Here is a 26,732-nt window from a genome sequence, read left to right as displayed (position 1 = left end):
CGCATCCGCAGCCGAACGACGGCGGAGGCAACCGCTAGCCCTGGAAAGCCGGTTGGGCAACTCCCTTCCCGGCGCCCGGAATCACCAGCAGGGAACCCGCCGTCGGATGCGGCCGCTCCAGCCCCACCCGCGCCGACGTGACGTACAGGTCGGTCAGATCGGCACCGCCGAACGCACAGGCCGTCGTCAGCGTCGTCGGCAGGCTGATCACCCGGTCCAGCTCGCCGTCAGGCGTGTAGCGGCGCACCGCTCCCCCACCCCACAGCGCCACCCACACACAGCCCTCCGCGTCCACCGTCAGCCCGTCGGGGAACCCGGCATCCTCCTCGATGGTCACCAACGGGCGGCGGTCGACGGGGAGTTCGCCGTCGTAGTCGAAGACGTCCACCCGGCGCGTCGGCGTGTCGACGTAGTACACGCGGCTGCCGTCCGGGCTCCAGCCCGTCCCGTTGCTGACGGTGACATCGGGCAGCAGGGTGGTGACCGAGCCGTCACCGGTCACCCGGGACAGCGTGCCGCCGCCCACCGTCTCGTCGTAGCGCATCGTGCCCGCCCACAGGGAGCCGTCCGGCGCCACCGCCGCGTCGTTGGCTCGGCGGCCGGGAACCGGCTCGCGGTGCAGCCAGCGGAACGTGTCGTCGGGGTCGAGGAGGCCGACGCCGTCGCGGAGGTTGAGGACCAGGCCGCCGTTCGCGCGGGGCTTGACCGCGCCGATGTGCTGCTCAGCGGTACGGATCGTGCGGCGGTCCGTGGCCGGGTCGTACGTGTGGATCCGCGCGCCCAGGACGTCGATCCAGACGAGCCGGCCGGTCGCCGCGTCCCACGTCGGGCCCTCGCCCAGCGTCGCCTCCGCCGCCACCGCGACCTCGTACGCCGTGTATGCCGTGCGTCGCGTCGTCATGCCACGCTCCGGTGGCCGAGGCGCTCGGAGAGTTCGGCGGCGCCCTTGGCCGCGAGCTGCTCCAGCTCGACGCGGCGCTCGTCGCTCCAGCGGATCATCGGGACGGAGATGGACAGCGCCGCGACGACCTGTCCGGTCCGGTCGCGGACCGGCGCGGCCACACAGGAGACGTCCGGGTTGGACTCCCGGCTCTCCACGGCGATGCCACGCGCCCGGATCCCGGTGAGGGCCTCGCGCAGCGCGCCCGGCTCGGTGATGCTGTTCGGGGTCATCGCGACGAGGTCGGCGTCGTCCGGGATGCGCGCGGTCAGCTCCGGCTCCGGCAGCGAGGCCAGCAGCATCTTGCCGACCGAGGTGCAGTGGGCGGGGAGCCGGCGGCCGGCGGCGGAGACCATCCGGACCGCGTGCGTGGAGTCGACCTTGGCGATGTAGATGACGTCGGTCCCTTCGAGGATCGCCACATGGACGGTCTCGTCACAGGTCTCGGCGACGGACCGGGCGACCTGCTGGCCCTCGGCGGCGAGGTCGAGCTGCTCGGCGTACCGGCTGCCGAGCTGGTACGGGCGGACGCCGAGCCGGTATCGTCCGGGCTGTCCGGGTACGGACACGATGTACGAGCGGGCGGAGAGCGTGGTCACCAGCTCGTGCACGGTGGTGCGCGGCAGCTGGAGTCTGCGCACTATGTCGGGGGCGGAGAGAGTCCCGTCCCCGTCGAGGAAGAGCTCAAGAATGTCGAGAGCCCGGGTCACGGCAGGCACGAGGCGTCCCACGTCCGGCCCCCTCCCTTGGGTCTAAGCGCCAGATATCGTCGTGAACCGCGGAAGCCGTTCGAGATATCAACAGGCGATCGGCATGACGAACACAGGCTAGCCATCGGGGATTGCCCGGGCAATGGCCGGGAACCAGCCGGGGGCCGGTATGTGCACCATGGGTGGCATGCGACTGGACTTCCAGCTGGTGCTGCTGCGCCGTATGGCCGACCACAACCCGGACCTGGTCGAGGACGCCCGGCGCGCGCTGGGCGCGTCGATCGCGGACATGCGGGAGGCCAACAAGCGGTGGCAGGCGATGGCCCGCTCGCCCCGGTCCCGCTCGGCGGCCGCCCGCTACCGCTCGGTCCTCGGGCCGCCCGACTCCGAGACCAAACGCACCGTCGGTGACCTGGAGTGCGTGGCCTGGCAGTGGCCCCTCCCCCTGTGGCCCACGCTCCGCTTCGAGGTCATGGCCGGCCCCGGCGGCGCGGTCTGGAACGAATGGCTGGTCCGCGCCCCCGGCGCCGCCGCCCCGAAGCTGGAGACCCTCGACGACCTCGCCCCGTGGTCCTGCACGGTCGACGAGGCCGCCCGCGCCTTCGCCCCCGCCCGCCCGCTGGAGGGCTCGGCCCCCACCCGCTGGGGCCTCACCTTCAAGGTCCCCGACGGCCGTCAGGTCGTCGCGGAGTTCACCTGGGGCCTGCTCCAGCGCACCGCGGTCATCGACGAGCCGCGCTGAGGACCGCCTCCGCCACCCCGTCCACCGATCCGGGGTGCAGGAACAGGAACAGGTTCGGCTCGACCAGCTCCAGCTCCATCACCTGCGGCTGCCCGTCCGCCCCGTCGACCAGGTCCACCCGGGCGTACAGCAGCTCGGGCGCCTCCGGTACGGCGGCCAACGCGCGCTCCGCGACCGCGAGTTCGGCCGGGGCAGGGGTCCACCGCGTCAGGTCGGGGTGGGCGATCTTGTCCGCGTCGTACGCCGTGCCCGGGGTGAGGACCGCCCGCTTGCGGCTGGCATGCAGCAGCCGGCCGCCGAAGAACTGCAGCGCCCGCTCGCCACTGACGTCGATCCCGGCGACGTACGGCTGAACCATCGCGGTCAGCCCCTCGTCGTGCATCCGGGCCAGGTGCCGTACGGCCGTCCCGTGCTCGTCGGGCGTGTAGCGGGCGGCGAACCGGGCGCCGGCGCCGAAGGTGGGCTTGACGACGAAGTCGCGGTCGGACGGCAGCTCGACCGGGTCGCCCGGCGCGAGATACCGGGTCGGCACGACGGGTACACCGGCCGCCGTGAGATCACCGAGATACCGCTTGTCGCTGTTCCAGCGGACCACCGCGGCCGGATTCGCGATCCGGGTCGCCTTCCCCACCCGCTCCACCCACGCCAGGAACTCCTCGGTGCGCCAGCTGTAGTCCCAGGTGGAGCGGATGACGACCAGGTCGAAGGCGCCCCACTCCACGCCGGGGTCGTCCCAGGGCCGGGCGACGGCGTCCGCCCCCGCGGCGGTCAGCGCGCGCAGCAGCACCGGCAGGTCCTGGTCCTTGCTCGGCTCCGCGCCGGGGTCGTAGGTGGCGAGGGCTATTCGGGGCACGGCGGGGGCTCCCTTGTCCTGGTGGCGGCGGGTGTTCCGGTCCGTCGCAGGCTAACCACTCCTGCCTTCCGTACCGCAACCGCGGCCGCCCCGTTGACCTTCCCCTTCGGTGAAGCCCCAGCATCGGTGGCAGACGTCGAGGAACACGAGGTACGGCATGAAGTGGCTGACCATCGGCGCCTTCGCGAAGGCCTGCCGGCTGTCGCCGAAGGCACTGCGGCTGTACGACGAGCTGGATCTGCTGCGGCCCGCCCGGGTCGACCCGGACACCGGCTACCGGTACTACGCCGTCGAACAGCTCGAACGCGCCCGGCTGGTGGCCTGGCTGCGGCGGCTGGGGATGCCGTTGGCACGGATCCGCGAGGTGTGCGGGCTGCCGGCCGGCCGGGCCGCTCAGGAGATCCGGGCGTACTGGGCCCGGGTCGAGGCGGAGACCGCCGTACGGGCGGACCTGGCCGCGTTCCTCGTCGACCACCTGTCGGGAGAATCGAGAAGGGAAACGACGAAGATGCTGGAGTTGCGTTACGCCGCCCACTCGGACCGGGGCCATGTGCGGCCGTCCAACCAGGACACCGTGTACGCGGGACACCGGCTGCTGGCCGTCGCCGACGGCTGCGGCGCGGCCGGGGCCCGGGCCAGTGCCGCCGCCGTGGACGCGCTGAAGGTCCTGGAGGACGCCGAGCTGTCGGCGGGGAACGTACTGAACCTGCTGGAGGACGCGGTGCGTTCGGCGGACGAGGCCGTGCGGGACGTGACGGCGGGGGACGCGGATGCCGGTACGACACTCACCGCGCTGCTGTGGACCGGGTCCCGGCTGGCCCTGGTGCACATCGGGGACTCGCGGGCGTACCTGCTGCGGGACGGGGAACTGTTCCGGATCACGCACGACCACAGTGTGGTGCAGTCGCTGATCGACGAGGGACGGCTGACCCCGGCGGAGGCCGCCACCCACCCACAGCGGATGCTGCTGGCCAGGGCGCTGTCGGGGGCCGAGCCGGCGGTACCGGACCTGAAACTGCACGAGGCCCGGGACGGCGACCGGTACCTGCTGTGCTCGGACGGGCTGAGCAGGACGGTCTCCGACGAACGGATCCGGGAGGTGCTGAGCGGGGGCGGCCCGGCGGACGCGGTGCGGGCGCTGGTCGAGGCGGCCAACACGGCGGGCGGGGACGACAACGTGAGCGCGGTCGTCGCCGACGTCGTGCCTCGCACCCACCCACAGGTCTCGATCGGATAGGAGGCGGTCGGTCGGCGGAGTGCGGGTGGGGCGGCCCCGGAGGGCGGTGGCTGGTGTAGGAAGGGTCTGTCGAGGTTCCGACCGGTGAGGAGTCGTCGCGTGTCCCTTCTGTTTCCGGCCCTGGTGGACGGTCCGGGCGAGCACAGCGGGATGGGGGTCCCCCCGGACGACGTCCGGGGGAGGATCGCCCTGCGCTTCGGCGCCCGGTCGCTGACGTACGGGCAGCTCGCCGCCGCCGCGGGCGCTCTCGCCGGCCGCGTCCGGGACGCCGACCGGGTCGCCGTATGGGCGACTCCGGAGCTGGAGACCGCCGTCGCCGTCGTCGGCACCCTGCTGGCCGGCCGGGCCGCCGTACCGCTCAACCCCAAGTCGGGCGACAAGGAACTCGCGCACATCCTCTCCGACAGCGCGCCGGCCGTCGTGCTGGCCGCCCCGGGGACCGAACTCCCCGCGGCCGTGGCCGGCCTGCCGCGTATCGACGTCGACGTGCGGGCCGTCGGCCCGGTCCCCGAGGACCGCACCACCGAGGCCGACCCCGCCCTCGTCGTCTACACCTCCGGAACCACCGGCCCGCCCAAGGGCGCCGTCCTCCCGCGCCGGGCACTCGCCACCACCCTGGACGCGCTCGCCGACGCCTGGCAGTGGACCGCGGACGACGTGCTGGTGCACGGTCTGCCGCTGTTCCACGTGCACGGGCTGGTGCTGGGGATCCTCGGGCCGTTGCGGCGCGGTGGTTTCGTGCGGCACCTCGGGCGGTTCGACACCGAAGGCGTGACCCGCGAGCTGAACGACGGCGCCACCATGCTGTTCGGCGTCCCCACCATGTACCACCGGATCGCCGAGGCCCTGCCCGCCGACCCCGCGCTGGCGAAGGCCCTCGGCCACGCCCGGCTGCTGGTCTCCGGGTCGGCCGCGCTGCCCGTCCACGACCAGGAGCGGATCGCGGCCGCGACCGGGCGCCGGGTCGTGGAGCGGTACGGCATGACGGAGACCCTGATGAACACGAGTGTGCGCGCGGACGGGGAGGCCCGGGCGGGGACCGTCGGGGTGCCGCTGCCGGGTGTGGAGCTGCGGCTGGTGGAGGAGGACGGGACGGCGCTCGCCACGTTCGACGGGGAGAGCGTCGGGGAGATCCAGGTACGCGGTGCGAACCTGTTCACCGAGTACCTCAACCGGCCCGACGCCACCGCCGCCGCCTTCACCGCCGACGGCTGGTTCCGCACCGGCGACATGGCCGTGCGCGAGCCGGACGGCTACGTGCGGATCGTCGGCCGCAAGGCCACCGACCTGATCAAGAGCGGCGGTTACAAGATCGGGGCGGGTGAGATCGAGAACGCGCTGCTGGAGTATCCGGGGGTGCGGGAGGCCGCCGTCACCGGGGAGCCGGACGCGGATCTGGGCGAGCGGATCGTCGCCTGGATCGTCCCGGTGGATCCGCAGTCCCCGCCCGGGGAGCGGGAGTTGGCGGACCATGTGGCCGGCCGGCTCGCCCCGCACAAGCGCCCGCGGGTCGTCCGCTACCTGGACGCCCTCCCCCGCAACGACATGGGGAAGATCATGAAGCGGGCCCTGGGTGTCTGACAGCCGGCCGGTCCGGCTCTCCGCCCGGCAGTTCCTCGACCTCGTCGCCGACCCCGGCACCTTCGCCGAACTCCCGCACCCGGCACGGGAGTCCCGGCCCGACGGGCCCCTCGGCTGGCAGGGGTACGACGCCTCGCGCGCCCGCGCCGCCGCGCGCACCGGCGAGGAGGAGTCCGTCGTCGTCGGCACCGCGCGCGTCGAGGGCACGGCGGCCGTGCTGATCGTGTTCGAGTTCGGGTTCCTCGGCGGCTCACTGGGCGAGCGGACCGGGGACCGGCTGGAGGCGGCGTACGCGCATGCCCGCGGGCACCGGCTCCCGGTGGTCCCGCTGGTCGCCACCGGCGGCAGCCGGATGCAGGAGGGCATGCTCGCGCTGTCCCAGCTCCAGCGGGTGGCACGGCAGTCGGCGCTCACCCGGGAGGCGGGACTGCCGCAGATCGCCGTCCTGCGCGATCCGACGACCGGCGGTGGCTGGGCCACCCTGGGCGCCGGCGCCGACGTCGTCCTGGCGCTGCCCGGGGCACAGGTGGGCTTCGCGGGCTCCCGGGTCCGGCCGCCGGACGCGGACCCGGCGGCGTACACCGCCCACGCGCAGCTCGCGGCCGGGTCGGCGGACGCCGTGGTGCCACTGGAAGAGCTGAAGGCGGCGCTCGGGCTGTGGCTGCGGCTGCTCACCAACCCGGCCACGGCCCCCGCCGACCCGCCGGACGCCCTGGGTGACACCGGCCTGCCCGCCACCGGATGGCAGGCCGTCCAGCGGGCCCGGTCTCCGCGACGGCCGCGCGCCCAGGCCTACTTGGACGCCTGCTTCGGGGAGCGCCGGGCCGCCCTCGTCGGCGACCGGTGCGGCGGCGCGGATCCGGGCGGAATGCTGTGCGGGTTCGGCGAGCGGGACGGCCGTACCGTCGCCTTCGCCGCGCAGACGGGCACGGCGACCCGGCCCGCCGGATACCGGACCGCCACCCGCCTGATACGGCTCGCCGACCGGCTCGGGATCCCCGTGCTGACCCTCGTCGACACCCCGGGCGCCGCCAACGACGCCGAGGCGGAACGGCAGGGCGCGGGCACGGCGATCGCGGAGCTGTTCGGCGCGGTGGCGGCGGCCCGGACGCCGATCACCACCCTCGTCATCGGCGAGGGCGGCTCGGGCGGGGCACTGGCGCTGGCCGCGCCCGGCCACACCTGGGCCACGCCCGACAGCTACTTCTCGGTCATCGCCCCGGAGCTGGCGGCGGCGATCCTCAAACGGCCTCCGCAGGAGGTCGAGGCCACCGCCGGCCAGCTGCGGATCCGGCCGCAGGACCTGGTGGAGCTGGGGGTGATCCGGGGCATCACGGGTCACCCCCGGCCCTGAGTCACCTCACCCGCGGCCCTGAGTCACCTCACTCCCACGGCCCGGACGATCTCCTGGGTGACCGAGCCGCCCCGGTCGTCGCTCGCCGAGGCGCGCAGCGAGACGTACGCGGCGTCGCGGGGCACCGCGAGCACACCGCGCCCGGCACGGGTGAGGGGGACGTCTCGCCAGGAGGCGCCGTCGTCGTACGACACCGCGAGGCGCGGTCCGCCGAGGGTCCCGGTGCCGCTCGCTCCGGCCACGTACGAGGCGCCGATCCCGACCGGGACCCGCCGGCCGCCCCTGACGTCCCCCGCGAGGTCGGTGCCGACGTCGAAGGCGAGGTTGATCAGCGGGAGGTAGCTCCAGTGGTCGTCGGGGGTGGCCGCCGACCGGAAGGTCCACTCGGCGTGGCCCCGGGTGGCGAGCGGCCAGCTGTCGGCGTCCAGGGCGGTGTCGGTGACCACCCGGTAGGTGTGCTCGTCGGCCGGCGCGTCCCACACGTAACCCGCGGAACCGGTGCCCCGGTCGACCAGGGTGCCGTCCTGGTAGACCGAGGTCTGCTGGGTCATCCCGCTGTCCGCGCTCCACACGTCGCCGAAGCCGGTGTGGTCGGGCCCGGAGTCGCCCCAGCCGGGAGTGTTGAACTGCAGCTGGTTCCCGGCGCGTTGCTGGCCCCAGCCGAGTCCGGTGCCGAGCCAGGGATGCCACACCGGGCGGAACCAGTTCAGCGCCGGCCGTGATCCGCCGGTGTAGGTCACCAGTCCGCTGCGCTCCTCCAGCGTGCCGTCGCCGACGGTCACCGACTCGTGCCAGCGCTGACCGGGGCCGGTGGAGACGTAGTCGGTGCGCTCGGCCGGGAAGTCGATCCGCTGCTGGAAGCCGAGGCCGACCGGGAAGGCGTCGGTGATCGAGTACCGGAACTCACCGCCGCCGGCCGGCCGCGCGGCGTGGAACTTCACTTCCACGGCGGCGAGTTGGCGGTGGGTGGGGGCGTAGGTCAGGTCCCGGTCCGGTACCGCACCCCGGTGGCCCTCCGAAAGGTCGTACACGTAGGGCGAGTTGCGGGTACCGGTCATGTCCACCCGGCCGGCCGCCCGCAGCCGGGCCGCGTCGGCGGCGTCGACCGTGGCTATCTGCAGCGGGCGGTCCGCGTTGTCGTCGGTGCCCCACCAGGCCATCAGCCGGCCGGGCGTGTCATCGGTGACGAACAGCGCCCTGGCGCCCGCGTCCTGCGCGGCCTGGGCGAGGGCGGTGGGGTCGGCGCCGTCGTCGAGACGGGCGAGCACCGCCTTGCCCGTCACACCGGCGAAGGGGCCGTCACCGACGTCGACGAGCGGCAGCCGGGTGCGCCCCTCGACGAGCGTCCCGCCGGACTGCACGGTCGCCTCGCCGATCCCCTTCACCGCCAGCAGCGGCTTCGCGAGGCGCCACACGGTCCGGTACTCGAAGGCGCCCCGGGTGACCTTCGCGGTCGGCGCGGCGAAGACGCTGTCGTAGGTGAGCGGCACCTGGACCGCGCCGAACAGGTCACTGCCGTCGGCGTTCCGGTCGTACTCCATGAGCAGCTGGTCGGTCTCGGTGCGCCGTTCGGTGACGGCCTTGATCTCCCGCAACTTCCGTCCGTCCAGGGTGACTTCGCGGTCGCGGTCCAGGGTGATCCCGGGGGCCGCGAGGAAGCCGAGGCCGAGGGAGTCGGCGCCGTGACTGCCGTGCACGTCGAGGAAGGAGGTGAGGCTGTAGGTGCCCGGGACGAGGCGGAGCCTGAGGGTGCCGGAGTCGCCGACGTGGGCGGGCTCGGCGTCGGCTCCCTCGGCCAGCCGCTGTACGACGAGGTCGGCGGCGGTGGCGGCGCCGCCCCGGTCCTTGACGTGCACGGTGAGGGTGTACCGCTCCTCCTCCTTGACCAGCCCGAAGACGGTGTGCGCGACGGGGGTCCCGGTCCCGGCGAGGGCAGCCACGATCTGCCCGCTGGTGTTGCCGACCGCGGCGCCGGCGCCGTCCCCGGTCACGGTGGTGGTGGCGGTGGCGTGCGCCGGGACGGTGAGGGTGTCGTCGGCGAGGGTCACGACGCCGTCCGGGGCGCCCTGCGCCGTCAGGTTCAGCCGCACGTCGTGGTCTGAGGTGTTGGTGTAGGTGAGCGTCCTGGTCACCGGCTTGTCCGCGTCGTACGGCCAGGCGTGGAAGCCGAGATCGGCGCTGCCGGTCGCGGTGACCTGCGCGCCCACCGCACCGGCGACGTCGACCCGCCCGGCGCCCAGCACGTAGGCGGAGGCGTCGAGCCGCTTCGACGTGGACATCAGGGCGTCCTTGAGCTGGGCGCCCGTCCAGTCGGGGTGCTCCTCGGCGAGCAGCGCGGCCGCCCCCGCGATGTGCGGGGTCGCCATCGACGTACCGCTCATGGTCGTGTAGTAGCCGCTGCCGGAGGTGAGCCGGGAGCGGGCGGCGAGGATGTCGACGCCGGGGGCGGAGAGGTCGGGCTTGAGGGCGTTGTCGCCGTACCGGGGGCCCGCGCTGGTGAAGTAGGCCGCCTGGTCGTCCGCGTCCACCGCGGCGACGGTGAGGGCCGCGTCGGCGGCGCCGGGCGAGCCGATGGAGGAGGGGGCTCCGGTGTTGCCCGCGGCGACGACGAACAGGGCGCCGGTCTCGGCGGACAGGGTGTTCACGGCCTGGGCCATCGGGTCGGTGCCGTCGCTGGGCTCGGTCGAGCCGAGACTCATGGAGATCACCCTGGCGCCCACGTCCCGGGCGGCCCACTCCATGCCGGCGATGATCTGGGACTCGCTGCCCGATCCCTGGTCGCTGAGCACCTTGCCGACGGCGAGGGTGGCCCCGGGCGCGACCCCCTTCTCCTTGCCGTCGGAGGCGGCTCCGCTGCCGCCGACGGTGGAGGTGGTGTGGGTGCCGTGGCCGTTGCGGTCGGCGATGTCCTCCCCGTCGATGAAGCTCCGGGTGGCGCCGGTCCGGCCGGCCAGGTCGGGGTGGGTGAGGTCGGCGCCGGTGTCGAGGACGGCGACGGTGACGCCCTTGCCCGTGTAGCCGGCGTCCCAGGCGGCGGCCGTGCCGATCTGTGCGTTGCTGTCGGCCATGGTCGCCCTGACCCGGCCGTCGAGCCAGACCTTGCCGAGGCTCCCGCGTGCCGTGAAGGTCCGCCAGAAGGTGCGCCCCCGGCCGGCGTCCAGGGCGGCCCCGCGCAGACTGGGCAGCGCCCGGGTCCGCTCGGCGCCGCGTACGGCGGTGGCCCCCTTGCGGTAGGTCACGATCAGCGGCAGGGCATCGCTCCCGGCATCCGTGAGCCCCTGCCGGATCAGCCCGCTGACGTCGAACAGCCGCCGGTCCAGGGTGCCTTCGCGCAGATAGGGCAGGGCTTCGTCGGGTACGACGGTGATGTCACCGTCGTCCACCTGGGTACGGACGGCACCGGTGGCGCCGGGCGGCCGCTGGACGGTGACCGTCTTCTTGCCCTGCCCCACGTCGGTGACGGTGACCTTGTCGCCGGTGACCAGGGTGACGGTGGTGTCGCTCGCGGGCGAGCGGGCGGCGGTCGCGGCCGCCGGCGCTGTCGCCGCTGCCGTCGCCGTCGTCGTCGCCGTCGCCGTCGCCGTCGTGGTCGTCGGCGCTGTCGCTGCCGCTGTCGCTGTCGCTGTCGCCGTTGTCGGGAGCAGGCCGATCACGAGGCCTGCGGACAGCAGGGTCGTCCCACGCCCGATGGTTCGTCGTCTTCTCATCCACGCCTCTTCTCGAGGGATGCGATCAGGTGCGTCGAGTGCTGGGAAGAGTGTCACGGTGCCGGTGTGGCACGGGAGTTGAGCGGTGCTGGCGGGAAGGCGCCCGGGCGGGTTTCCGCCACGGAGCCGGGACGTGGGTGCGGCGTCCGGCGTCCGGCGGCGGTCGCCGAACGCGATCCCCGCACAGCGCCCGCGTACCAGCTCCGGGGCGGGCCGAAGCCGAGCGGGCGACGCCCGGCGGGCCGGCGTTCCCCCTCTTCCCTGCCGGCGGCGGCCCCGGCCCGCGTCCCCTCCTCGAAGCCGCCCGCACCCTGCGGCCGGGAAACCCCCCATTCAGCCGCGCCCCGCCCGGCCCCCTCCCGAAGGCGCGCCGTCCCAATCCCCCGGAGGATGCGAAGCAGGCCGCCGACCGGCGGTACCACCCCGTACGGCCCGCGCACTCGGGAGGATCTGCCGTGACCGTCAGTCTGGAGCAGTTGCGCCGCTGCCATTTCGCCGTCGATCTGGGGGCTGCCCGCACCCGGGTGTACGTGAAGGGCATGGGCCTGGTCGTCGACCAGCCTTCCGTGGCCGCCGTGAACACCCGGACCGGCGCCCTGATCGCGGTCGGCGAGTTCGCGGAGAAGATGACGGGCCGGACACCCGACTACATCCGGGTCGTACGGCCCGTCTCCGGCGGTACCGTCGTCGACATCGAGATGGCCCAGCGGATGCTGCGTCACCTGCTCGGCGACAAGATCCGCCGTTCCCTGCGCCGCAAGCCCCGGCTGCGCGCGGCCGCCTGCACCCCGCACGACGCCGACCCGCTGGCCCAGCGGGCGACCATCGAGACGCTGGCGGGGCTGGGGGCGCGCCGGGTGGAGCTGGTCGACACGCTGATCGCCGCCGCCGTGGGGTGCGGGATGCCGGTGGAACGGCCCGAGGCGACCATGATCCTGGTCTGCGGGGCGGCGGCGACACAGGTCGCGGTGCTCTCCCTCGGGTCGATCGTGTGCGCCGAGCGGCTGCCCGTCGGCGGCGAGGCCGTGGACCACGCGATCGTGCAGCATCTGCGGCACGAGCACGCGCTGATGCTGCCGAGCCAGTCGGTACGGCCCCTGCAGCTCGCCCTGTCCGGGAACGGCCTCACCCCGCACGGGCCGGCCTCCACCGAGATCCACGGGCGGGACGTGGCCACCGGCCTCGCCCGCAGCGTGCAGGTCGACACCGCCGCCGTTCGCGATGCCATCCAGACGCCGCTCACGGGGGTGCTGGACGTGATCGGCAAGGTGCTGCGGGACTGCCCGCCCGACCTGGTCGCCGACCTCGCCGACCGCGGGATCATGATGGTCGGCGGCTCGGCGCTGCTCCCCGGTTTCGACCAGTTGCTGCGGCAGGCCACCGGTATGCCGGTGCACATCGCGGAACGGCCGGACGTGTGCGTCGTGCAGGGCATCGGCGCGATGCTCGAGGGCCGCATCGAGCCGCTGGTGCTGGACCCGCTGGCCGCCTAGCCCTGACCGTTGGGCCGGACTTCGGCTTCCCGGTCGTACCGGGCGTCCGACCACCGTCCCCCGGGCACCTGACCGCCGTCCGGCCGTCCGCACGTCGCCCGCCGCCCGCCGCCCGCCGCCCCGGGCATCTGACCGCCGTCCCGGCCGTCCGCCCGACGTACCGGCCATCCGCCCGACGTACCGGGCATCTGACCACTGCCCCGGCCGTCCGGCCGACGTACCGGCCATCCGCCCGACGTACCGGCCATCCGCCCGCCGCCCCGGCCATCCGCCCGACGTACCGGCCATCCGCCCGCCGCCCCGGCCATCCGCCCGCCGTACCGGCCGTCCCGGTCATCCGCCCGTCGCCCCGGCCGTCCGCGATATTCCCATGCCGCCGCACGGGACGGGTGACACTCTGTCGGGCATGGTGACCTCCCCGCTTCTGCGCCAGCTCGCCCGCACCCGCCGCTTCACCCTCGGCGCGCCCGCCCGCTTCACCGTGGCGCCGGACGGGGGCCGTGTCCTGTTCCTCCGGAGCCGGGCCGGGGACGATCCGGTCGGGTGCCTGTGGTCGCTCGACCCGGCGACCGGTGCGGAGCGGCTGCTGGCCGACCCCGCCGGACTGCTCGGCGACGCGGCCGACGAGGTGCCGGAGGAGGAGCGCGTCCGGCGCGAGCGCGCCCGGCAGCCGGCCACCGGGATCACCGACTACGCCACCGACGCGGCCGCCCGGGTGGCCGCGTTCGCGCTCTCCGGACAGCTGTGGGCGGTGGACACGGGCTCCGGCGCCGTCCGCCGGCTGCCCACCCGGCAACCGGTGGTGGACCCGCGCCCGTCCCCGGACGGCCGGCACATCGCCTACGTCTGCCGCGGCGCGCTCCGGGTGATCGGCGCCGACGGCGGCGGCGACCGGGCGGTGGCCGCGCCCGAACCGGCGGAGGGTCCGGACGTCTTCTTCGGCCTGCCGGAGCATGTGGCGAGCGAGTCGATGGGCCGCCACCGGGCGTACTGGTGGGCACCGGACGGGGAGCGGCTGCTGACCACCCGGGTGGACAACCGGGAGGTCGGGCTCTGGTACCTCACCGATCCGGCGGACCCCGCCAAGCCGCCGCGGACCATGCGCTATCCGCAGGTCGGCACCGCCAACGCGGAGGTCACGCTCTGGATCGCCGATCTGGCGGGCCACCGCACCGAGGTCCGCTGGGACCGGGCCGGCTTCGAGTACCTGCCGGTGGCCGGCTGGGACGGGCACGGCCCGTTCGCCGCCGTCCTCAGCCGTGACCAGCGCACGCTGCAGGTGCTGGCCGTCGATCCGGCGGACGGTGCGACGAGCCTCCTGGCCGAGCGGCACGACGAGCGCTGGGTGGAGCTGCTGGTGCCCGGGGTGCCCGCGCGGACCGCCTCCGGTCTGCTGGTCGACTACCTCGACCGGGACGAGACCCGGCATCTGGGCATCGACGGCACACCGGTCACGCCGGACGGTCTGCAACTGCACGAGGTGCTCGCGGTGGACGGCGAGTCGGTGCTTTTCGTGGCCACCGCGGAACCCACCGAGCGCCATCTGTGGAGGTACCGCCCGGGCGAGGGCGTACGCCGGTTGACCGAGCAGCCGGGCGTGCACACCGGCGCGTACCGCGGCGGCACGCTGGTGCGCACGACGCGCACGCCGGACCGTCCGGGCTCGTACACCACCGTGAGCCGGCTGACCGGGGACGGGCGACCGGAGCCGGACGGCCCCGCGCCCGTCGAGATCGCCTCGCACGCCCAACGGCCGCTGCTGCACGTACGCGTCGAGTCCGCCGCCGTCGGGCCGCGCGGACTGCGCACGCACCTCTTCCTGCCGTCCTGGCACCGCAGCGGTGATGCCCCGCTGCCGGTGCTGGTCGACCCCTACGGCGGCCCCGCGATGCAGAAGGTGCTGGCCGAGCAGTCAGGTCACGCCTTCGTCTCGCAGTGGTTCGCCGAACAGGGCTTCGCGGTGCTGGTGACGGACGGAGCGGGTACGCCCGGACGCGGGCCCCGCTGGGAGAAGGAGATCTTCGGCGACCTGATCGGCCCGACCCTGGACGACCAGGTGGCCGCGCTGCACGCGACGGCCGAGCGCCGCCCGGAGCTGGATCTCGGCCGGGTCGGTATCCGCGGCTGGTCGTTCGGCGGGACGCTGGCCGCCGCCGCGGTGCTGCGCCGGCCCGACGTCTTCCATGCCGCGGTGGCCGGCGCCCCGCTCACCGACCAGCGGCTCTACGACGCCTGCTGGAAGGAGCGCTTCCTGGGCCCGCCCGACCGGTACCCGGAGCACTACGAGCAGTCCTCGCTGCTTGCCGACGCTCCGAAGCTCAGCCGTCCGCTGCTGCTGGCGCACGGGCTGGCGGACGACAACGCCTTCGTGGCCAACACCCTGCAGCTGTCCCGCGCTCTGCTGGCCGCCGGGCGGCCGCACGAGGTGCTCCCGCTGAGCGGGATGACACACTCCGCGCCGGCCGACGACACGTTCGCCCGGCTGCTGGGGCACCAACTGGAGTTCCTCCGGCGGCACCTGGCCGACCGCCCCACCGCGGTGCCCGGCCGGGATCCCGGATCGTCAGTCCGTGACTGACACTCGTTCCGTGCGTGGCCGAGGTGCCGCGCACGCCCTCGATGCGGCGCACGCCCGAGGTGCCGCACACTCCCCCGATACCGCGCGCGCCCGAGGTGCCGCACACTCCCCCGATACCGCGCACGCCTGCGGTGCCGCGCGACGGGTCCGGCCGCGCGCCCCGGCGGTCCGGGTCAAGGCCTGCGCCCGGACGGTGTGTTGCTCACGCATCGATACACGGCCTAGTACGGCAGGATCCGCCCGGAAGGCGTCCTGCGGTCGATTTCCTGTCCCCGGGGAGCGGGCCGACGAACAACGCGCACGCGGATCCGACCGTCCATGACGCCCTCCTCTTGCCGAGCCCTGACCGGGCCTGCCGTCCGGTAGGAGGGCCATGCCCCGCGACCGGCACCTCCAAGCCTCATGAACGCCGCGAGTTGGCAAACCACCTTTCCCTTTCTCCTCACCTCGTTCGGCCCGTCAGGCACCGCCCGGGCACTCCTGACGTCCCCGACCGTCCGTCACCGGCGCGCCGTGGCGGTGGAGCTGGGTTCCGTGCCCTCCGCTCGGAGCGAGCCGTGGCCGTGGCCGGGGGTGGGGGTGGGGGTGGGCCGGGTTGTGCCCCCGGCCTCGGTCGCCCGCTTGGCGTGGTGCCGGGGCACGACGTCCTGCGGGAAGGTCAGCTGACCGTTCATCCACTTCAGGGCGGCGGGCATCTCCCGTACCCAGGTGGGGAAGTTGTGGCTGCCGGTCTCGGGGAGGATCGAGACCACCCGCATGGGCGCCCTGACGGCCCGGATGAAGGCCTCGGTCTCCGCGTAGCCCTTCTCGCCGTGCTTGCTGTTGGCGACCAGGACCGAGACCTGGGGGACGGGCAGGTGCTTCAGCCGCCACATCAGGTCGTGGCCGTCGACCCGGGCCTGACGGCCCGGACCGCTGCCGAAGAGGTTGCCGGTGGTGGGGTCGTCCTTGACCTTGTAGTCCGGGGACAGGGCTGCGGCCGTGGTGTAGACACCCGGGTCGCGCATCGTGAGCTGGAGGGCGCAACTGCCGCCCGAGGAGTACCCCATGACCCCCCAGGAGCCGGCGTCGTGGCCGGCCCGGTAGCCGGACCTGATCGCCTCCGGCAGGTCCTTGGCCAGGAACGTCTCGGTCTGCGGTCCGCCGGGGACGTCCACGCACTCGGTGTCGCGCGGCGGGGCGATCGTGGGCCGGATCATCACCATGATCGTCGGCTGCATCTGGCCCTTGCCCTGCAGCTCCCCGGCGGTCTGCGAGACCCGCAGATGCTGGGCGAGGTTGAAGATGCTGCCGGGGTAGCCGCTGAGCGCGACGATCACCGGGAACCGCATCCGGTGGTACGCCTTCTGGAAGTACTGCGGCGGCAGATAGACGAAGGCCGGGTCGACCACGCCGGTGCGCCTGCCGACGATCTTGACGGACTCCACCCGCCCGACGGCCGCGGCCGGCCCGTCCGGCAGCCCGCTGACCCGGTTCAACTGCTGGTCGCCCGCGGGCTGGACGAGCCCGCCGTGGACAGTGCTTATACCGTTCACCGAGCCGTCGCCGGTGCCGCCGGCCGCCTGTGTGACGCCGACGGGAGCGGTGTCGACGTTGCCGAACAGTTCGCCCCAGGAACCGAAGAACTGGTACGACGAGTTCACCGCGCACGCGAACGCCGCGACGATCGTCACCTGGGTGACGCCGACCGCCGCCAGCCGCCCCAGCACCTGCCACAGCCCCGGCCTGGCGAAGCGCGGCCACAGCCAGACCAGCAGCGCCACGCACAGGGCGGCGAGTGCCACCGTCGCGTATACGGTCGTTCGACTGGTCAAACCCATGTCGTTCAGTCCCTGACTTCCCTGCCCGTGCGTATGTCCTACGCACAGGAGGAGGGCGGAAGAGCCTTTCCCGTTCCGTAACGAGGGATTCAGGCAAAAGACATTGCCTGTTCCTTTATGTCGCATGGTGATCGATGTCATTGACAAGCCGATCATCGGCGGTTGTCATGAACACATGCTTCCGACCGGGCGCCGTGCGCTGCTCGACGCCGCCCGAGTCCAGGCGGCGACGCGCCCCGGAGTGCTCCTCCACGGACCCGCCGGCATCGGCAGGTCCACGCTCGTGACGGCGCTCGCCGCGGCCCTGGCCGCCGACGCCCCGGCCGGCACCGTACTGCACTGCGCGCCCGCCGAGGAGGAGACCCGGCTCCCCTTCGCGGGTCTGGTCGGCCTGTTCGCACGGGTCCCGGAGAGCTGCCTGGAGCCCCTGCCGCCCGAGCCCCGGACGGCGCTGCGGGCGGCCCTGTTGCGCGGCCCGGAACCGGCCGACGACCGGGGCCGTCTCGCGGTGCGCGTAGCCGTCCTCGACGCGCTGCGCGCCCTGGCCGCAACCGGCCCCGTCCTGCTGGTCGTCGACGGTCTGCAGTGGCTGGACGAGCCGACCGCCGAGGTCCTCGCCTTCGCCGTCCGCCGTCTTGAGGGTCCCGGCATCCGGATGCTCGCCACCGAACGGGTGGCCGACGGCGGACAGCCCGAACGGCTGCGCTGCTGCCCGCCCGGTACCGTCGAAATCCCCGTGCCGCCCCTGACGGACGGCGAGACGGCCCGCCTCGTGCGCGCCGACCTCGGCGCCGACCTGCCCCCGGCACTGCTGCGGGCGGTCCAGGAAACCGCCGCCGGAAACCCCTCGTACGCACAGGAGTTGGGCCGGGCCGCCCGGCACACCCCGGCGCCGCTCGGCTTCGGCACGCCCCCGCCCGTGCCCCCGAGGCTGCGCAACCTCCTTTTGGAACGAGCCCGTTCGCTGCCGGAGGCGGTGCGGCACACCCTCCTCGTCGCGAGCGCCGCCGCCCGTCCCACCCTGACCCTGCTGCGTGCCGCGGGAATCCCCGACCCCGCCGCGGACCTCGCGGAGGCCGAACGGCTCGGCATCGCGACGGCCGACGCCGAGGGGATCGTACGGTTCCGGCACCCCGTACTGCGGGCGGCCGTGCACGCCGACGCCCCCGAGCACGGCCGGCGGCAGGCACACGCCCGGCTGGCCCACGCGGCGGCCGAGCCGGTGCAGCGGGCCCGCCACCTCGCGCTCGCCCAGCCGTACGAGGACGAGGCCACCGCCCGCACCCTGATGTCCGCGGCCGGGTCCGCCCGCGCCGACGGCTCCCCCGGCGCCGCCTTCGAACTGGCCGCCCTCGCCGCCCGCCGCACCCCCGCCGACCGCCCGGCGGAGCATGCCGAACGGCTGCTGGCCGCGGCCGAGTACGCGTGCGACGCCGGACGGCCCGAGGAGGCGGCCGAGGCCGCCGGCACCGTCCTGGCCCGGTCGGGCTCCGCGGCCCAGCGGGTGCGGGCCCGCCTGGTCCTGCTGCTCGGCGCCGGGCAGGCGCTGGAGAGCGCCGGGGACCTGATCGCGGAAGGCCTCCAGGACGCGGCCGGCGACCCGCGCTCGGAGGCCCGGCTGCACCACTGGGCCGCCGTACGGGGGCTGCTGTGCGGGGAGTTGGCGGAGGCGGCCCGGCAGGCCCGGCGGGCGGCGCGGCAGGCGGCCGCGGCCGGCGACACGGAGACCAGGATCGGGGCGCTCGCCACCCTCGCCCGGGTGCGGTCCCTGGCCGGGGAGCCGGTCGCCGCCGACGCCGCGCTCGAGGAGGCGCTCGCCCTGGTCGGCGGCGCCGACGGCGGCCCGGAGAGCCGGCGGCTGATCCGGATGCGGGCGATCCTCGCCCTGGACTCCGACCAGGTGACCGAGGCCCGCGACCAGGTCGTCCGGCTCCTCGCGGAGAACGACGGCTCGGCCGGGGCCGAGGAGATGGTGGCGACCCTGGTGGCGCTGACCCGCATCCAGGTCCGCGCCGGACACTGCCGGGAGGCGCTGCGCACCGCGGCCCGCTGCTCGCGCGCCATGGCCCAGGCGGCCCCGGCGCTGTACGCGGCGGCCCTCGCCGCGACCACCGGCGGCGCCGCCGACGAGGCCCGGCGGCTGGCCGCGCGGGCCGTCCAGGCCTCGGAGGCCGACGGCGACCGGCTGTTCCTGCTGCGCGCGCTGGCGGTGCTCGGGCAGGCCGAACTGCTCGGCGGCGACCCGCGCGGGGCGGCGGCCGCGGTCGAGGCGCTGGAGCGCGTCAAGGAGCTGGGCGAGGCCATGTGCGCCGCCGACCCGCCCCTGCTGCACTGGTACGCGGACCTGGCCGAGGCGCTGGTCGTCCTCGGCGAGACGGACGCGGCCGGCGCCGTGCTCCACGACGCCCGCGCACGGCTGCCCCACGCGGCACCCGGCAGCGTACTGGCGGCGCTGGAGCGGGCGGCGGGCCTGCGCGAGGCGGGCCTGGGCCGGGCGAAGGAGGGGGCGGTACGGCTGCGCGGCGCCGTCGAACGCCTCCGTCATCTCCCGCTCCCCGTCGAGCTGGTACGCACCCTGATCGCGCTCGGCGCGGTCGAGCGCCGGGCCCGCCGCCGCAACGCGGCCCGCGAGGCGCTCGCCGAGGCCCTGGAGACGGCGACCCGGATCGGCGCGGCCCCGCTCGCGTCCCGGGCCCGGGACGAGCTCGCCCGGCTGGCGGCCGGGGAGCGCGGTGGCGAGGCGGGCGCCGGCGGGCCCGAACTCACGCCCGCCGAGGCCAGGATCGCCGAACTGGTCGGCGGCGGGGCGACCAACAGGGAGGTCGCCGCCGAGCTGTTCATCAGTGTCAAGACGGTGGAAGGGGCGCTGTCGCGGGTCTACCGCAAGTTCGGCGTCCGCTCGCGCACCGCGCTGGCGCACGCGATGGCGGTCGCCGTCCTCGCGTCCGGAGCGGCGGTGGAAGCCATCGACGACGACCAACCAGGGTCTCCGGCACCCAGCATGACGATCAGTCAGCCCGCCCGTGTGCGTGTCCCCCGCACCTTCGACACCCGCAATTAACACGCAACGCAAGGGTTACCCCGCTTATGGGGGCAGGGCCGCAGTTCCTACGGTGATCCCGTTCCGCTCGCGGGATTCCGCTTACGGGGCACACTCCCCACCCCCCACCCCCCCTCCGGAGGACTTCGGTGAAGTCACGCCTGAAACTGCTCGGTCTGGTCGCCGCGCCGGCCCTGGTCACGGCGGTCGTCCCCGCCGCCTACGCGTCCGACGCCCCGCACACGGCCCGCGCCGCCGTCGCCGGGGACGTCCTGCCCGGCCTCAAGCACAACGCGTCCCGCACCGGCAAGGTCGCCGCCGGCAAGCGGATATCGGTGGCGATCAGCCTGACTCCGCGCGGCGGTAGAGCCCTTGACACCTTCGTGGCCGAGGTCAGCGACCCGCACTCGGCCTCGTACGGCCACTATCTGACGAAGCAGCAGTTCGCGGCCCGGTTCGGCCGGACCGACGCCGAGGTGAAGAAGCTCCGGGACTACCTGCGCTCGCAGGGGGTCACCGTCGGCAAGGTGCACTCGGGCAACCTGCTGGTCGACGCCAGCGGCACCGCCGCCCAGCTGCAGAAGGCCTTCGGCACCGAGCTGTCGACCTGGAAGGACGCCGCCTCGGGCCGCTCCTTCTACGCCAACGACAGCGCGCCGACGCTGCCGTCCTCCCTCGCCTCCCTGGTCAGCGACGTGGCCGGCCTCAACAACCGCGTCCAGCTGCACCACCAGGCGACCACGCACACCGTCTCCCCGCACGACGGCCCCGGCGGCGGCTACACCCCGGCCCAGCTCAAGGGCGGCTACAACGTCTCCAGCACGTACACCGGCAGCGGCCAGAAGATCGCGCTCCTCGAGTTCGACGGCTTCCAGCAGTCCAACATCACCAAGTACGACACCAACTACAGCCTCGGTTCGCCCACCCCGACCGTGTCCAAGGTGGACGGCGGCTCCGGTTCGCTCGGCGACGGCCAGGTCGAGGTCGAGCTGGACATCGAGGTCCTGCACGCGATCGCCCCGAAGGCGAACGTGACCGTGTTCGAGGGCCCCAACTCCGACGCGGGCGAGGTCGACACCTACCAGGCCATCGTCGACAGCGGCATCCCCACCACCTCGATCAGCTGGGGCGCCGCCGAGAGCGCCCGCACCACCTCCAACATCAACGCGGTGGACGCCGTCTTCAAGGCGGGCGCCGCCGAGGGCCTCGGCTTCTACGCGGCCTCCGGTGACGACGGCTCCGACGACGCGGGCGACGGCGGCACCTCCGTCGACTACCCGGCCAGCGACCCGTACGTCACGGGCGTCGGCGGCACCAAGCTGACCGTCACCTCCGCCAACGCCTTCAGCAAGGAGGTGGCCTGGTCGGGCGGCGGTGGCGGCAAGTCCTCCGTCTTCAAGATCCCGAGCTGGCAGACGGCCGTCCAGAAGAGCGCGGGCGGCGGCTTCCGGCAGGTGCCGGACGTCTCGGCGCACGCCAACCCCACCCCCGGCGTCTCCATCTACTCGCAGGGTTCCTGGGGCTCGGTCGGCGGCACCAGTGCGGCGGCCCCCGAGTGGGCGGCGTTCGCGGCCCTCTACAACCAGCGGGCCGCGGCGGCCGGCAAGGCCAACCTCGGCTTCGCCAACCCCGCCCTCTACGCGGCGAGCGGCACCGGCTTCCACGACATCACCAGCGGCAGCAACGGCGCCTACTCGGCGGCCTCCGGCTGGGACTTCACCACCGGCTGGGGCTCGTACAACGCCTCGACCCTGGCCACGAAGCTCCTCGGCTGACCCCACCTCCCGCACCGCCGGACGCGTCCGGCCCGGCCCCGGCCCCGAGTCCTGCCTTCGGACCCGGGGCCGGGCCTTTCGGGTGCGCCGGGGCTCTCGGCCCCGTGGGCCGGCGGCGGGCCGTCACCCGACGTCGACGAAGTCGCCCGCGGCGGTGGCCGGGCCGGTGGTGGCGGTGCCGGGGAAGAGGAAGCGGAAGCAGCCGTCCGCCTTCGCCGTGTTGGTGGTCCTCAGCGTGCCGCCGCTGCCGCTGGTCTCGGGATCGGCGGCCCCACCGGCTCCGCACGGCGGGGCCTGATGGCGGGTCATGCCTACCGGACACGTGAGGGCCGCTCGCGGTTGCCCCCCCTTCCCCGGTCCGGCGGCGGCGGAACCGCGGTGTCCGCCCCGGGCGCCCCGTCCGGGCCGCCGTGTCCCACGTGCATCCCAGCGGTGATCCGTCCCCGCAGATCACAGGCGTGCCACCGTCCCGGCGTCCCGGCCGGGGAGAAGCCGGTCCGCTCCGGCCCGAGCCCTGCCAGCCTGATCCGGGCCGGGACCTCCCGGCTACCAACCTGAGGGGGAACACCAGATGGGACAGAGGACGCTTCTGCGGGGTCTGACCCTCGCCGTGGCAGCGGTCCTGCCCCTGTACGGGCCGACGGCGGTACAGGCGGCGCAGTCCGCCGCGGCCGCCGCGGTCGCGGTCTGCGGGCACACGAGCGCACAACCCACGCTGCAGCGGGGATCGACGGGGGACCCGGCGGTCGAGGCTCAGTGCGAGCTCAATCTGGCGACGAAGCCGAGCCGGTACACGCCGGTCGCGGCGGACGGCTCGTTCGGGCCGGCGACGGAGACGCGGGTCAAGGAGTTCCAGCGGTGCGCCGGGCTGGACGCGGACGGAGTGCTCGGCCCGCAGACCTGGGCGGCGCTGAACACCTGGGCCGCCCAGCCGCACACCTGCGGGACCCAGGGCACGTCGAGCACGGCGCAGACGGCCGTGTGCGGTCACACCGACACGCGGCCGACCCTGCAGAAGGGCGCGAAGGGCACCGAGGTCGAGGAGGTGCAGTGCCGGCTGAACCTGGCCATGGAGCCCTTCCACTACCCGCCGCTGACGATCGACGGCGACTTCGGGGGCGGCACCGAGGGCCGGGTCATCGAGTTCCAGCACTGCGCCAACCTGGGAGCCGACGGTGTCGTCGGCCCCAACACCTGGGCGAAGCTGGTGGACTGGGCCGGCCGCAACACGTACTGCACGCCGCCGCGCCCCGCCGGTTACCCGGTCGACGGACTGGACACCGCCAAGTACCAGCACCCCGGCGGCGCGCCGATCGACTGGAAGGCCGTGAAGGCCTCGGGTGTCGAGTTCGCGACGGTCAAGGCCACCCGGGGCCTGAACGTCACCGACGAATACCTCGCCACCGACCTGCCGGCGGCCAGGGCGGCGGGACTGGCCGTCGCCCCCTACCACTTCTACACGGGCACCGCGGCCGACACCGGTGCCGCACAGGCCGACCGGTTCATCGCCGCCGTGCGGGCCACCGGCTACACCGGGCAGCGGGCGGGCGACCTGCCGCCGGTGTTCGACCTGGAGCGCATGGACGACGGCACCGGACGCTGCCCCACCTACGGCACGGTGGCCGACGCCAAGGCCTGGCTCGACAAGGTGGAGGCGGCCTTCGGCCGCACCCCGGTCATCTACACGCAGAAGTCCTTCCTGGACGACTGCCTGGGTTCGACCACCGCCTTCGCCCGGTATCCGCTGCAACTCGCGGACTACCGCCAGTCGATCACCCAGCCGCCGGTACCGAACGGCTCGGCGACCTGGGCGATGTGGCAGTACACCGACGCCGCGTTGTTCCCGGGCGTCAAGGCACCGGCGACCGCGGACGTGTTCAACGGCACCCAGGCCGACCTCGACCGGCTGGCCAACCGCTGATCCCGGCCGTACCGCCGTACCAAGGAGGACCCCCATGACCACCCGGTTCGCCCGCGCGTCCCTCGTCGCGCTGCTCGTCACCCTGGGCCTCACCGCCCCCGTGCCCGCGGCCTCGGCCGCCACCGCCACCGCCACCGCCACCGCCACCGCCACGAGTTGCTACGGCGGGGCCGTCACCGTGCGCTACGGGGACGTGCTCGACTTCGGCCCCTACTGGACCACCAGCCGCTGCGTGGACATCAACATGCGGGTCACCGGCGGAACCGCGGACTACGTGAACGCCTGCGTGAAGTTCGCGAAGACCGGCGTCTGCAACCGCTGGACCAAGGTCGGCCGCAGCTGGACGACCATCGCCACCGACGTCCTGGACGGCACCAAGTTCACGGTGCCCAACGGCGTGCCCCTGGAGGGCGACGACGCCGTCCTGCAGATCGCCTTCTGACCCCTGCCCTCTCCCCTCACACGGAACGGAGACCACCATGATCCGGAGCAGGATCCTGCCCGCGGCTCTGATCACCGCGGCCGCCCTGCTGGGAGTGGGCGTCGCGCCCGCCTCCGCCCAGACCTCGGCCGCCGCCACCAGCTGCTACGGCGGCGCGAAGACGCTGACGTACCACTACCAGGCGGCCGCCAAGGAGTACGGCACCTACACCACGTCCTCGCGGTGCAACGACATCAACATGCGGCTCATCACGGACGCGCCGGGCGTGTACCTGGACGCCTGTGTGGTGTTCACCGACCACACCACCAAGTGCAACAACGGCGACGCGTACACCACCCACGGTACCGAGTGGGGGACCGTCGCCACGGACGTCCTGGACGGCACCCACTTCATCCTGCGCGTGCACGCCTACGACATCGACGCCCAGAACGTGACCTTCCAGATCGCCTACTGACCCTCTTCCTCCCGAAAGGACGACCATGACTTCCTCCTTCCGTCCCATCGACCGCCGCACCATGCTGCGCGGCACGCTGGCCGCCGGAGCCGGCGTCGCCTTCGGCCAGCTGCTCTTCTCGGGCGTCGCACAGGCCTATTCGTGGTCGCGCACCTTGACCCAGGGCGCGACGGGTGCCGACGTGACCGAACTGCAGATCCGGATCGCGGGCTGGGCGGCGGACAGCGCCAGCCAGAGCCGGGTCGGCATAGACGGGGACTTCGGCCCCGGTACGGCGGCCGCCGTACGCCGGTTCCAGGCGGCGTACGGTCTCAGCGTCGATGCCGAGGTCGGTGCCAACACCCAGGCGAAGCTCAACTCGCTGGAGCAGTCGGACGGTTCCACGCTGCACTTCAACTGGAGCGAGTTCTACAACCAGACGGACGGCACCTTCAACGGCGGCAAGCTGAGCGCGTCGCAGGTGAAGGAGAACGTCCGCCGCTGCATGTACAAGCTGGAGGCGCTGCGCAAGAAGCTGGGCGACAAGCCGATCACGGTCAACTCCGGCTTCCGCAGCATCGCGCACAACGCCGAGATCGGCGGGGCCAGCGACAGCATGCACCTGTACGGCACGGCCGCCGACCTCGACGTGCCCGGCGTGGCCACCAAGACCGTCTACCAGAAGGCGGAGACCTGCGGGTTCTCCGGTCTGGAGACGTACACCGTCGACCACCAGCACGTCGACAGCAGGGCCGACCTGGGCCGCGCCTGGTGGTGGGAGAACGGCACCGTCTGACGCCGCTCCCGGGGGAGCGGAGCTCCGGGTACCGCCGCTTCGGTACCCGGAGCTCCGGGCTTCATCTCTTCGGTGTGCTGTTCGGTGTGCCGCTGGGCGTGTTCTTCAGTGCCGCCTCGCAGGAGGGCCAGTCGTGGAAGTCGTGCCGGACGCTCCACAGACGGTGGGCGGCCCTGATGTTCCAGTCCGGGTCGAACGCCCGCAGCGGGGTGCCGTGGAGGTCCTGCAGGCGGGCGTCGGAGATCTGGAACACGCCCCAGTTGCGGCTGCCGTTGGTGTTGGGCAGTACGTACAGCGGGTCGAGGAACGACGCGCAGCGGGCGACGGCGACGGCGGTGTCGGGATCCTCGACGAACACCTCGCGGATCCGCTTCGCCACCTTCGCCGGCGGCCAGGTCGTCATGCTCACCTTCTGCCCGTAGAGCGCCTCCTTGGTGGCGTCGTCGACCACGTTGGTGGCCGGCAGGCCCGCCAGCACCTGGAACGCGGTCAGCCTGCGCAGGGTCTCCGGTCCGAAGTCCCCGTCGACGGCGAGCGTGCCCTTCGCCCGCGTCAACAGGGTCTGGACCTCGCGTACGCACTCGTCGTGCTGTCCCATGCTCACCGACTTGCACGCGGGCGAGTACAGCAGCTCGCCGCCGGTCGCCGGCGCGTCACCGGCGGAGCTTCCGACGGGCAGCCACACGAAGCCGGCCACCAGCACCACCGCGACCACGGCGGCCAGGATCGCGGAACGCGAGGACAGCCTCTCGGGCAACCGGGACCGCCGCGGCTTCGCGGTCTCCTCGGGGGTGATCTCCGGCGGGGTGACATCACCGGGTGCGGGGCTCGCCGGCACGGGCACGGCGGGCTCGGCGGCCTCCGCCTCGGCCCGCGGTTCCGGTTCCGGGTTCTCCTTGGCGGTCGCGAGCGGCACCACGTCCCGGTCGGTGTCCGCCAGCGCCCACAGCCGGTGCAGTTCGCGGAGCTCCTCCGCACTGGCGCCGCACACCTTGGCGAAGGCGTGCACGACCCGGTAGTCCGTCGGGACGCTGAGGCCCGAGCAGTACCGGTGCAGGCTGGAACCACTGACGCCCGCCTCCTTGCCGAGGCGGTCGTAACCCCGGCCGCTGCGGTCCTTCAGCATCCGCAGGTGGGCGGCGAACTTGTCGGTCTGCGGAGAGGCAACCACACGTCCCCCCTTGCTCAAGCCTCTACTGACGGGTAGAAGCTACACCGCAGGAATGGAGCGCGTACGTTCTTTCGATATCGCCATACGACCGTCAACGACCGTTCTTACGACAGTATTTGACGATGCGTCAATAAGAGGC

19 protein-coding genes are annotated in these 26,732 nt (G+C 73.8%); 12 read left to right on the top strand and 7 right to left on the bottom strand.

Annotated elements, in window-relative coordinates:
* Window positions 1-34 precede the first annotated feature (34 nt).
* Together ACWDGI_RS15960 and ACWDGI_RS15955 are read right to left on the bottom strand one after the other, a co-directional pair.
* Entirely contained in the window at window positions 35-901 is an 867-nt protein-coding gene (locus tag ACWDGI_RS15960; protein ID WP_450759368.1) for an SMP-30/gluconolactonase/LRE family protein, read from the bottom strand.
* Entirely contained in the window at window positions 898-1,671 is a 774-nt protein-coding gene (locus ACWDGI_RS15955) for an IclR family transcriptional regulator (RefSeq protein WP_450759366.1), read from the bottom strand. The genes ACWDGI_RS15960 and ACWDGI_RS15955 overlap by 4 nt, the downstream gene beginning before the upstream one ends.
* A gap of 166 nt (window positions 1,672-1,837) precedes the next feature.
* Here ACWDGI_RS15955 and ACWDGI_RS15950 point away from each other — a divergent pair, with 166 nt between their 5' ends.
* The gene (locus tag ACWDGI_RS15950; RefSeq protein WP_450759364.1) at window positions 1,838-2,392 is read left to right on the top strand and encodes a hypothetical protein; all 555 of its coding nucleotides are present in this window, start codon (window positions 1,838-1,840) and stop codon (window positions 2,390-2,392) included.
* Here ACWDGI_RS15950 and ACWDGI_RS15945 read toward each other — a convergent pair.
* Window positions 2,373-3,245: an ATP-grasp domain-containing protein gene (locus tag ACWDGI_RS15945; protein WP_450759362.1), complete on the bottom strand. Its 873-nt coding sequence runs from the start codon at window positions 3,243-3,245 to the stop codon at window positions 2,373-2,375. The genes ACWDGI_RS15950 and ACWDGI_RS15945 overlap by 20 nt on opposite strands.
* 157 nt (window positions 3,246-3,402) lie before the next feature.
* Here ACWDGI_RS15945 and ACWDGI_RS15940 point away from each other — a divergent pair, with 157 nt between their 5' ends.
* The 3 genes from ACWDGI_RS15940 to ACWDGI_RS15930 all read left to right on the top strand — a co-directional run bounded on the left by ACWDGI_RS15940 (window position 3,403) and on the right by ACWDGI_RS15930 (window position 7,417).
* Window positions 3,403-4,482: a MerR family transcriptional regulator gene (locus tag ACWDGI_RS15940; RefSeq protein WP_450759360.1), complete on the top strand. Its 1,080-nt coding sequence runs from the start codon at window positions 3,403-3,405 to the stop codon at window positions 4,480-4,482.
* 99 nt (window positions 4,483-4,581) lie between these two features.
* Window positions 4,582-6,063 (top strand): acyl-CoA synthetase, encoded by a 1,482-nt coding sequence (locus tag ACWDGI_RS15935; RefSeq protein ID WP_450759358.1) that lies wholly within the window; start codon window positions 4,582-4,584, stop codon window positions 6,061-6,063.
* Entirely contained in the window at window positions 6,056-7,417 is a 1,362-nt protein-coding gene (locus tag ACWDGI_RS15930) for a carboxyl transferase domain-containing protein (protein ID WP_450759356.1), read from the top strand. Before ACWDGI_RS15935 ends, ACWDGI_RS15930 begins: the two co-directional genes overlap by 8 nt.
* Before the next feature lie 23 nt (window positions 7,418-7,440).
* Here ACWDGI_RS15930 and ACWDGI_RS15925 read toward each other — a convergent pair whose 3' ends face one another.
* Entirely contained in the window at window positions 7,441-11,124 is a 3,684-nt protein-coding gene (locus ACWDGI_RS15925; protein WP_450759354.1) for a S8 family serine peptidase, read from the bottom strand.
* A 455-nt stretch (window positions 11,125-11,579) separates the two neighbouring features.
* On the opposite strand from ACWDGI_RS15925, the gene ACWDGI_RS15920 reads away from it, so the two are divergent.
* Together ACWDGI_RS15920 and ACWDGI_RS15915 are read left to right on the top strand one after the other, a co-directional pair.
* Window positions 11,580-12,617: a rod shape-determining protein gene (locus tag ACWDGI_RS15920; RefSeq protein WP_450759352.1), complete on the top strand. Its 1,038-nt coding sequence runs from the start codon at window positions 11,580-11,582 to the stop codon at window positions 12,615-12,617.
* 406 nt (window positions 12,618-13,023) lie between these two features.
* Entirely contained in the window at window positions 13,024-15,195 is a 2,172-nt protein-coding gene (locus tag ACWDGI_RS15915; RefSeq protein ID WP_450759350.1) for a prolyl oligopeptidase family serine peptidase, read from the top strand.
* A 500-nt stretch (window positions 15,196-15,695) separates the two neighbouring features.
* On the opposite strand, the gene ACWDGI_RS15910 is transcribed toward ACWDGI_RS15915, so the two are convergent.
* Window positions 15,696-17,015, bottom strand: a complete 1,320-nt coding sequence (locus tag ACWDGI_RS15910) for an alpha/beta hydrolase (RefSeq protein WP_450759348.1) — start codon at window positions 17,013-17,015, stop codon at window positions 15,696-15,698.
* A 175-nt stretch (window positions 17,016-17,190) separates the two neighbouring features.
* On the opposite strand from ACWDGI_RS15910, the gene ACWDGI_RS15905 reads away from it, so the two are divergent.
* Together ACWDGI_RS15905 and ACWDGI_RS15900 are read left to right on the top strand one after the other, a co-directional pair.
* On the top strand, window positions 17,191-20,076 hold the full coding sequence (locus tag ACWDGI_RS15905) for a helix-turn-helix transcriptional regulator (RefSeq protein ID WP_450759346.1): 2,886 nt from the start codon (window positions 17,191-17,193) through the stop codon (window positions 20,074-20,076).
* Between the two features lie 128 nt (window positions 20,077-20,204).
* Complete coding sequence (locus ACWDGI_RS15900; protein WP_450759344.1) at window positions 20,205-21,830, top strand: S53 family peptidase; 1,626 nt, start codon at window positions 20,205-20,207, stop codon at window positions 21,828-21,830.
* 123 nt (window positions 21,831-21,953) lie between these two features.
* Here the strand turns inward: ACWDGI_RS15900 and ACWDGI_RS15895 are convergent, their stop codons facing one another.
* Window positions 21,954-22,139: a hypothetical protein gene (locus ACWDGI_RS15895; protein ID WP_450759342.1), complete on the bottom strand. Its 186-nt coding sequence runs from the start codon at window positions 22,137-22,139 to the stop codon at window positions 21,954-21,956.
* A gap of 262 nt (window positions 22,140-22,401) precedes the next feature.
* On the opposite strand from ACWDGI_RS15895, the gene ACWDGI_RS15890 reads away from it, so the two are divergent.
* Genes ACWDGI_RS15890 through ACWDGI_RS15875 form a run of 4 tightly spaced genes read left to right on the top strand, consistent with a single transcriptional unit; the run spans window position 22,402 to window position 25,422 of the window.
* On the top strand, window positions 22,402-23,751 hold the full coding sequence (locus tag ACWDGI_RS15890; protein ID WP_450759340.1) for a GH25 family lysozyme: 1,350 nt from the start codon (window positions 22,402-22,404) through the stop codon (window positions 23,749-23,751).
* 34 nt (window positions 23,752-23,785) lie between these two features.
* Window positions 23,786-24,193: a hypothetical protein gene (locus ACWDGI_RS15885; RefSeq protein WP_450759339.1), complete on the top strand. Its 408-nt coding sequence runs from the start codon at window positions 23,786-23,788 to the stop codon at window positions 24,191-24,193.
* Between the two features lie 37 nt (window positions 24,194-24,230).
* Window positions 24,231-24,647 carry a hypothetical protein gene (locus ACWDGI_RS15880; RefSeq protein ID WP_450759337.1) on the top strand — a complete coding sequence of 139 codons (417 nt, stop codon included), beginning with the start codon at window positions 24,231-24,233 and terminating at the stop codon, window positions 24,645-24,647.
* Window positions 24,648-24,672: 25 nt separating this feature from the next.
* Entirely contained in the window at window positions 24,673-25,422 is a 750-nt protein-coding gene (locus ACWDGI_RS15875) for a D-Ala-D-Ala carboxypeptidase family metallohydrolase (protein ID WP_450759335.1), read from the top strand.
* 61 nt (window positions 25,423-25,483) lie between these two features.
* Here the strand turns inward: ACWDGI_RS15875 and ACWDGI_RS15870 are convergent, their stop codons facing one another.
* Window positions 25,484-26,593, bottom strand: a complete 1,110-nt coding sequence (locus ACWDGI_RS15870; RefSeq protein ID WP_450759333.1) for a helix-turn-helix domain-containing protein — start codon at window positions 26,591-26,593, stop codon at window positions 25,484-25,486.
* Window positions 26,594-26,732 lie beyond the last annotated feature (139 nt).

The sequence above is a fragment of the Streptomyces sp. NPDC001220 genome (assembly GCF_053597895.1).
The sequence above is the reverse complement of the archived record's forward strand: the minus strand, read 5'-3'. Positions and strand labels throughout refer to the sequence as shown.

Coding starts and splice junctions, on each gene's coding strand:
- ACWDGI_RS15915 (WP_450759350.1), top strand. CDS start 13,024: ATGGTGACCTCCCCGCTTCTGCGCCAGCTCGCCCGCACCCGCCGCTTC.
- ACWDGI_RS15905 (WP_450759346.1), top strand. CDS start 17,191: ATGCTTCCGACCGGGCGCCGTGCGCTGCTCGACGCCGCCCGAGTCCAG.
- ACWDGI_RS15940 (WP_450759360.1), top strand. CDS start 3,403: ATGAAGTGGCTGACCATCGGCGCCTTCGCGAAGGCCTGCCGGCTGTCG.
- ACWDGI_RS15910 (WP_450759348.1), bottom strand. CDS start 17,015: ATGGGTTTGACCAGTCGAACGACCGTATACGCGACGGTGGCACTCGCC.
- ACWDGI_RS15890 (WP_450759340.1), top strand. CDS start 22,402: ATGGGACAGAGGACGCTTCTGCGGGGTCTGACCCTCGCCGTGGCAGCG.
- ACWDGI_RS15960 (WP_450759368.1), bottom strand. CDS start 901: ATGACGACGCGACGCACGGCATACACGGCGTACGAGGTCGCGGTGGCG.
- ACWDGI_RS15885 (WP_450759339.1), top strand. CDS start 23,786: ATGACCACCCGGTTCGCCCGCGCGTCCCTCGTCGCGCTGCTCGTCACC.
- ACWDGI_RS15950 (WP_450759364.1), top strand. CDS start 1,838: ATGCGACTGGACTTCCAGCTGGTGCTGCTGCGCCGTATGGCCGACCAC.
- ACWDGI_RS15925 (WP_450759354.1), bottom strand. CDS start 11,124: ATGAGAAGACGACGAACCATCGGGCGTGGGACGACCCTGCTGTCCGCA.
- ACWDGI_RS15880 (WP_450759337.1), top strand. CDS start 24,231: ATGATCCGGAGCAGGATCCTGCCCGCGGCTCTGATCACCGCGGCCGCC.
- ACWDGI_RS15875 (WP_450759335.1), top strand. CDS start 24,673: ATGACTTCCTCCTTCCGTCCCATCGACCGCCGCACCATGCTGCGCGGC.
- ACWDGI_RS15895 (WP_450759342.1), bottom strand. CDS start 22,139: ATGACCCGCCATCAGGCCCCGCCGTGCGGAGCCGGTGGGGCCGCCGAT.